General features: G+C 60.5%; 7 protein-coding genes. 2 read left to right on the forward strand and 5 right to left on the reverse strand.

Annotated elements, in window-relative coordinates:
• The 4 genes from PG887_RS21805 to PG887_RS21820 form a co-directional block, all read right to left on the reverse strand.
• On the reverse strand, nt 1-224 hold a 224-nt coding region (locus tag PG887_RS21805), incomplete at its 3' end, for a hypothetical protein (RefSeq protein WP_270822897.1).
• Between the two features lie 299 nt (nt 225-523).
• Complete coding sequence (locus tag PG887_RS21810; protein ID WP_270822898.1) at nt 524-952, reverse strand: VOC family protein; 429 nt, start codon at nt 950-952, stop codon at nt 524-526.
• A gap of 381 nt (nt 953-1,333) precedes the next feature.
• A complete protein-coding gene (locus PG887_RS21815) occupies nt 1,334-1,924 on the reverse strand; it encodes an MliC family protein (RefSeq protein WP_270822900.1) in 591 nt (196 codons plus the stop codon).
• A gap of 110 nt (nt 1,925-2,034) precedes the next feature.
• On the reverse strand, nt 2,035-2,403 hold the full coding sequence (locus PG887_RS21820; protein ID WP_010675518.1) for a DUF2061 domain-containing protein: 369 nt from the start codon (nt 2,401-2,403) through the stop codon (nt 2,035-2,037).
• A gap of 180 nt (nt 2,404-2,583) precedes the next feature.
• Between PG887_RS21820 and PG887_RS21825 the strand changes: the two genes are divergently transcribed.
• On the forward strand, nt 2,584-2,805 hold the full coding sequence (locus tag PG887_RS21825; RefSeq protein WP_039040192.1) for a hypothetical protein: 222 nt from the start codon (nt 2,584-2,586) through the stop codon (nt 2,803-2,805).
• 114 nt (nt 2,806-2,919) lie between these two features.
• Here the strand turns inward: PG887_RS21825 and PG887_RS21830 are convergent, their stop codons facing one another.
• Entirely contained in the window at nt 2,920-3,519 is a 600-nt protein-coding gene (locus PG887_RS21830) for an FMN-dependent NADH-azoreductase (RefSeq protein WP_045525670.1), read from the reverse strand.
• A gap of 109 nt (nt 3,520-3,628) precedes the next feature.
• On the opposite strand from PG887_RS21830, the gene PG887_RS21835 reads away from it, so the two are divergent.
• Nucleotides 3,629-4,558: a LysR family transcriptional regulator gene (locus PG887_RS21835; RefSeq protein WP_270822902.1), complete on the forward strand. Its 930-nt coding sequence runs from the start codon at nt 3,629-3,631 to the stop codon at nt 4,556-4,558.
• Nucleotides 4,559-4,654: the final 96 nt, after the last annotated feature.

Consider the following 4,654-nt stretch of genomic DNA (forward strand, 5'->3'; position numbering starts at 1 on the left):
GGGGCATGCAGTCGTGGCAAGCCCTCCGATGCCATATCGGCTCTTGAAGCTGGCTGAGGGTCATGGGTAATCAGGTTAAAATATGAGTCGATAGATTTTATCCACTCTTCCTCTATCGTACATTGCACAATTAAATTATCTATCTTCAGTGTTAACTTGTCATCTACAAGTTCAACATCAAATCCATTGTCTTTATAAAGCTTGGAAAACTTCTCTAATGACACAAGATCTCCTTGAATTCATAATGGTGAATAAACGGAAGACAATACTAATTCGATAATCGAGCCTTCCGAATAACTCCATAACGACTTTGTTACCGTTACGGAAAATTTATTTGAAATCATAACATTGCCAGCTTGGTTCTGAGTCTGCTCGTAATCGCTTGATTTCTTCTTTTGGCTCTATCATTACGGCTGAATAAAAATGCAGTCAATAAGAAAATCAGGGCATCACTATGTTGAGCAAGGCGTAGTCACCTCGTTGCACCATGGCGAAGTTCATATCACCGGTGATCTGTTATTTTCTAAAACCTAATTTCCACCGATCCCGCACTGCGCTTTGCCTCGCCGTGATATACCGCTTCGATATTATTGCCGTCCGGATCGAGGACAAAGGCGGCGTAATAGCCGGTATGATAATGGCGCTCGCCGGGGGCGCCGTTGTCCTGGCCGCCGTGGGCCAGGGCTGCCTGATAGAAGCGATCGACTGTGGCCCTGTCTTGCGCCTGAAAGGCGAGATGATGGCGACCGGTCAGTGCGCCGAGCGCCGCCGGGCTGTCGATGGATGTGACAAACAGCTCGTCAGCCCAGAAGTAGCCCTCACCCGCGCCGCCGATTGGCACATCGAGGGTGGCCAGTATGGCCCTGTAAAAGCGCTCGCTGGCGGCCAGGTCTTTCACCACCAACTGGAGATGGTCGATCAGCCGACCCCGATGCAGTGCTTGCGTTTCCATACATTCACTCCACTCGACATAGTTGAATCAGTTACTTATCCCTTGCCGGTCGCACCCTTTGGCGACGCTACCGCACTGGATCTCAGCCTCCAGTCTGCTGCACGTTACCTGCGAGAGGGTTGGCATGGCTCATGGGAGACTCCGACGAGGCGTGTGTTGCCAATTGGCTATATTAACGGCCCGCAAGCGAAGGGAAAGGGGGAAATGGCGAATTGCCGGGCGAGATCAACAAATGGACGCCAGCCCGAAAGCCTGGCGCCCGGGCTGGATTGGCGAGAGGGGGAGAGGGGGAGAGGGGGAGAGGATAGGTAAAAGGGGGCGAGTGGCCACCTCTTGCTGCCTGTACGGAAGTGGTTGCCCGACCTCTGGCCGGGCGGGGGATCAGTTGCCCGGAATCTTGTTGCAGGCGAGGGTGGGCTGACCATGGCGCTCCAGCCTGGCGTCGCTCCCCTTAAAGAGGGTGAGGTTTTGCCCCTCGTACCGGGCGCCGCTGGCGCTGGGGGTCTCATAGGCGAGCACCTGCTGCTGGTTGTCCCCCTCGCTCAGGTTGATCATGGCGGCGGGCCGCTTGGCCTCGTTGTAGAAGTAGGTGGAGAGGGTGAGGCTCTTGCCGCACTGGTAATCGACCGGCGTCGGTACCCTCAGTTGGCCGCCTTTTATCTGCAACTCGGTGATCCGCAACTGGTAGCTCTCTTCCACGCACTGGCGCAGGTCGCCCGCCTTCCAGCAGTCGTTGCGCCCCTTGATCCAGCCGCGCTGGATGGCGCGCTCGCTCTTCTGCTGCTCGGGGGAGTACCCGGCAATCGCCTTGGGATAGAGGGCTGACAGCTCGTTATCCAGCGCCGCTAGTCCGGCATCCTTGCAGATGAGGGTTTCGGCGGCGCCTTTCGCCTTGGCGCACTCGAAGGACGGGGTGGCTGCCGCGGCCAGCAGAGGGGAAAACAGCAGGGTTCCAAGCAAGATCTTGTTCATCGACAGGGCTCCAACAGGGGGCGTGATGCCCCGTGACCAGAGCACACTTTACACCCGAAGGAGGCAGGAGCACCCCGTGTTTTTGGGTGCCGGGCGGTCCTGCATGGCAATCAGACGCCGGCCAGCGCCAAGGTCTGGCGGCTGCGCCACAGCCGCTCGTGGAAGAAGAAGACGACGGTGTTGATGGCAGGTTCGATCAGTGCCATCACGCCGCCGGTGAGCAGCTCGCCACTCAACAGGTAGGCGACACCGAAGGCCACCGAGAAGTGGACCAGGGCGAAGCTGCTGGTCTTGGCCTGCAGGCTGTGTTCAGGCTTGAGCTTGTGCCAGCCAAGGTCGTGGAAGTAGAAGGCGACCGTGTTCACGGCGGGCTCGATGAGGGCGATCAGGCTGGCGGTGAGCAGTTCGCCGGTCAGCAGGTAAGCCACGGTGAAGGCGACACAAAAGTGCAGGATGGCGAAGCTGATGGTCTTTTTCATGGTGGTGTCTCCTCTGGCGATGAAGGCAGTATCACCCAGAACCTCATCAAATGAAAACCATTCTCATCTATCGGCGAAATAGAAAATGCCTATTGACCGGTGGAGGCACCACCAGATTGGGAGTTGCCCGGGAACGCAACGGCGCTAGAGTGTGCCTTTTGCCATGAAAAAGGAGCTTTCATGACCATCAACTCCAACCTGTTTGTTCTCTTCATGCTGCTGCTGATGATCGTCGTCGGCGTGGTGGCCTGGCGACTGGCCAGGCGCAAGAGCCGCCACCCGGGGCTTGTTACCTTCCTGTGCGTGCTGCTCTGCCTGGTGCCGCCCTTTGCCCTGCTGGCGCTGCTCATTCTGGCGCTCTGGCGGGACATGCCCGCAGGCGCCGATGCCAGACAAGCCTAGTCCCCCTCAGCCGCCACTGCCGCAGTCATAGAAAAGCCCCTTGCGGGGCTTTTTTACTTGGAATGTCCCGCGCAGCAGGTGGCTGGTTGGAAGGGGCAAGATCGGGTGATGGCCCTACCTGCCGAGGCCAGCGATCCGAGCATGGGCTTCGCGCATTCCCTGCTCCGCCCCGTGGGGGCGCAGATCCATCCCCTCTGCGTAGACGAATTCCACCTCCGCGATGCCCATCAGGCCGAGCACGGATTGGAGGTAGGGGGTGACCGCATCCGTCGCCTGTCCCTGATGCACGCCGCCGCGGCTGCTGAACACCAGGGCGTTGACCCCCTCCACCAGCCCCATGGGGTAGGTGTCGGTGTAACGGAAGGTCACCCTGGCCCGCGCCACCAGATCGAACCAGTTCTTGAGGGGGGTCGGCACGTTGAGGTTGTACATGGGGGCGCCGATCAGCAGCAGGTCGGCGGCCTTGAGTTCGGCAATCAGCCGATCCGACAGCGCCACCGCCTGCCGGATGGCCTCATTGGCCGGTTCAGCCCCGCGCAGGGCGTGAAACAACGGGCTGTCGAGGGCGGGCAAGTCGAGGGCGGTCAGGTCGCGCACCACTACCTGGTCCTGGTGGCCCTGCTCCCGGCGTGTTTGCAGGAAGCGCTCCATCAACTGGTTGGTGCGGGATGCGGGGCCGTTGAGGCTGGATTGCAGCAGCAGGATCTGGCTCATGAGGGAAACTCCATCTGAAACGTGTGAAGAATGAAGGGAGCTTACCAGTCATTTTTTTCCGCAGTGCTGATAGTATTTCGCCATATTGGTTCCAAAAGGTATGCAATAGATGGCAAACACGCTCAACGGCATCGATCTCTTCGCCACAGTAGTGGAGGCGGGCAGCTTCGCCCAGGCGGCGGAGCGGCTTCACCTCACCCGCTCGGCGGTGGGTAAGGGGGTGGCGCGGCTGGAGCTGCGTCTCGGCGTGCAACTGTTTCATCGCACCACCCGCAGCCAGAGCCTGACCGAGGAGGGGGCGCTCTTCTATCGCCACTGCCTGCGGGCGCTGGAGGAGGTGCGTCTTGGGGAAGCTGCGCTGGCCAACAACAAGCTCACCCTCAACGGCAGATTGAAGGTCTCCATGCCGGTGCTGTTCGGCCAGCAGTGCGTGGCCCCCATTTTGCTGGCGCTGGCGAAGGCGCATCCCGGGCTGGCCCTGGAGCTGTCGTTCAGCGATCGCAAGGTGGATCTGGTGGAGGAGGGGGTGGATCTGGTGATCCGCAACGCAGAGCCGCCGGACAGCCTGGATCTGGCGGCGCGCAGGCTCGGGGAGCACGGCATGACGCTCTGCGCCTCGCCCGCCTATCTGGCCGAGCGGGGAGAACCTGTGACCCTGGCCGAGTTACCGGAGCACGAGTGCATCGCCTATCTGCGCCAGGGGCGGGTGCTGTCGTGGTGGTGGCAGGAGGCCGAGACATGGCGCGAGGTCCAGCCCAGAGGGCGGTTGCAGATGGACGATCTCAACGCCATCACCCAGGCGGCCATCGCGGGCTTTGGTCTCGCCTGGCTGCCGACCTGGCTGGCGCGGCCCCACCTTGAGCGGGGCGAGCTGCGCGAGCTGCTGGCCCGGTTGCCGGGTCGGCGCTATCCCATCAACGCCCTCTGGCCCCATGGTCCGCATCTGCCCCTCAAGACCCGGCTTGCCATCGACTGGCTGGCGAGCCGCCTGCCCGAGCAGCTGGCCAGCGTGAACGTGCCGGGTCATCAGCCCCAATGAAAAAGGGCCTGCTGTGACAGCAATGCTGTTCACTTAAGCGGAGCCGCATTGCGATTTACCGGAAAACGGGTCTTTGATATCTTCACCGCCCTGGGT

The sequence above is a fragment of the Aeromonas sp. QDB14 genome, from assembly GCF_027707845.1.
GTDB lineage: Bacteria > Pseudomonadota > Gammaproteobacteria > Enterobacterales > Aeromonadaceae > Aeromonas > Aeromonas caviae.

What these genes read in the sequence shown, in the direction of transcription:
- PG887_RS21810 (WP_270822898.1), bottom strand. Translation starts at nt 952, where the DNA reads ATGGAAACGCAAGCACTGCATCGGGGTCGGCTGATCGACCATCTCCAG.
- PG887_RS21815 (WP_270822900.1), bottom strand. Translation starts at nt 1,924, where the DNA reads ATGAACAAGATCTTGCTTGGAACCCTGCTGTTTTCCCCTCTGCTGGCC.
- PG887_RS21820 (WP_010675518.1), bottom strand. Translation starts at nt 2,403, where the DNA reads ATGAAAAAGACCATCAGCTTCGCCATCCTGCACTTTTGTGTCGCCTTC.
- PG887_RS21825 (WP_039040192.1), top strand. Translation starts at nt 2,584, where the DNA reads ATGACCATCAACTCCAACCTGTTTGTTCTCTTCATGCTGCTGCTGATG.
- PG887_RS21830 (WP_045525670.1), bottom strand. Translation starts at nt 3,519, where the DNA reads ATGAGCCAGATCCTGCTGCTGCAATCCAGCCTCAACGGCCCCGCATCC.
- PG887_RS21835 (WP_270822902.1), top strand. Translation starts at nt 3,629, where the DNA reads ATGGCAAACACGCTCAACGGCATCGATCTCTTCGCCACAGTAGTGGAG.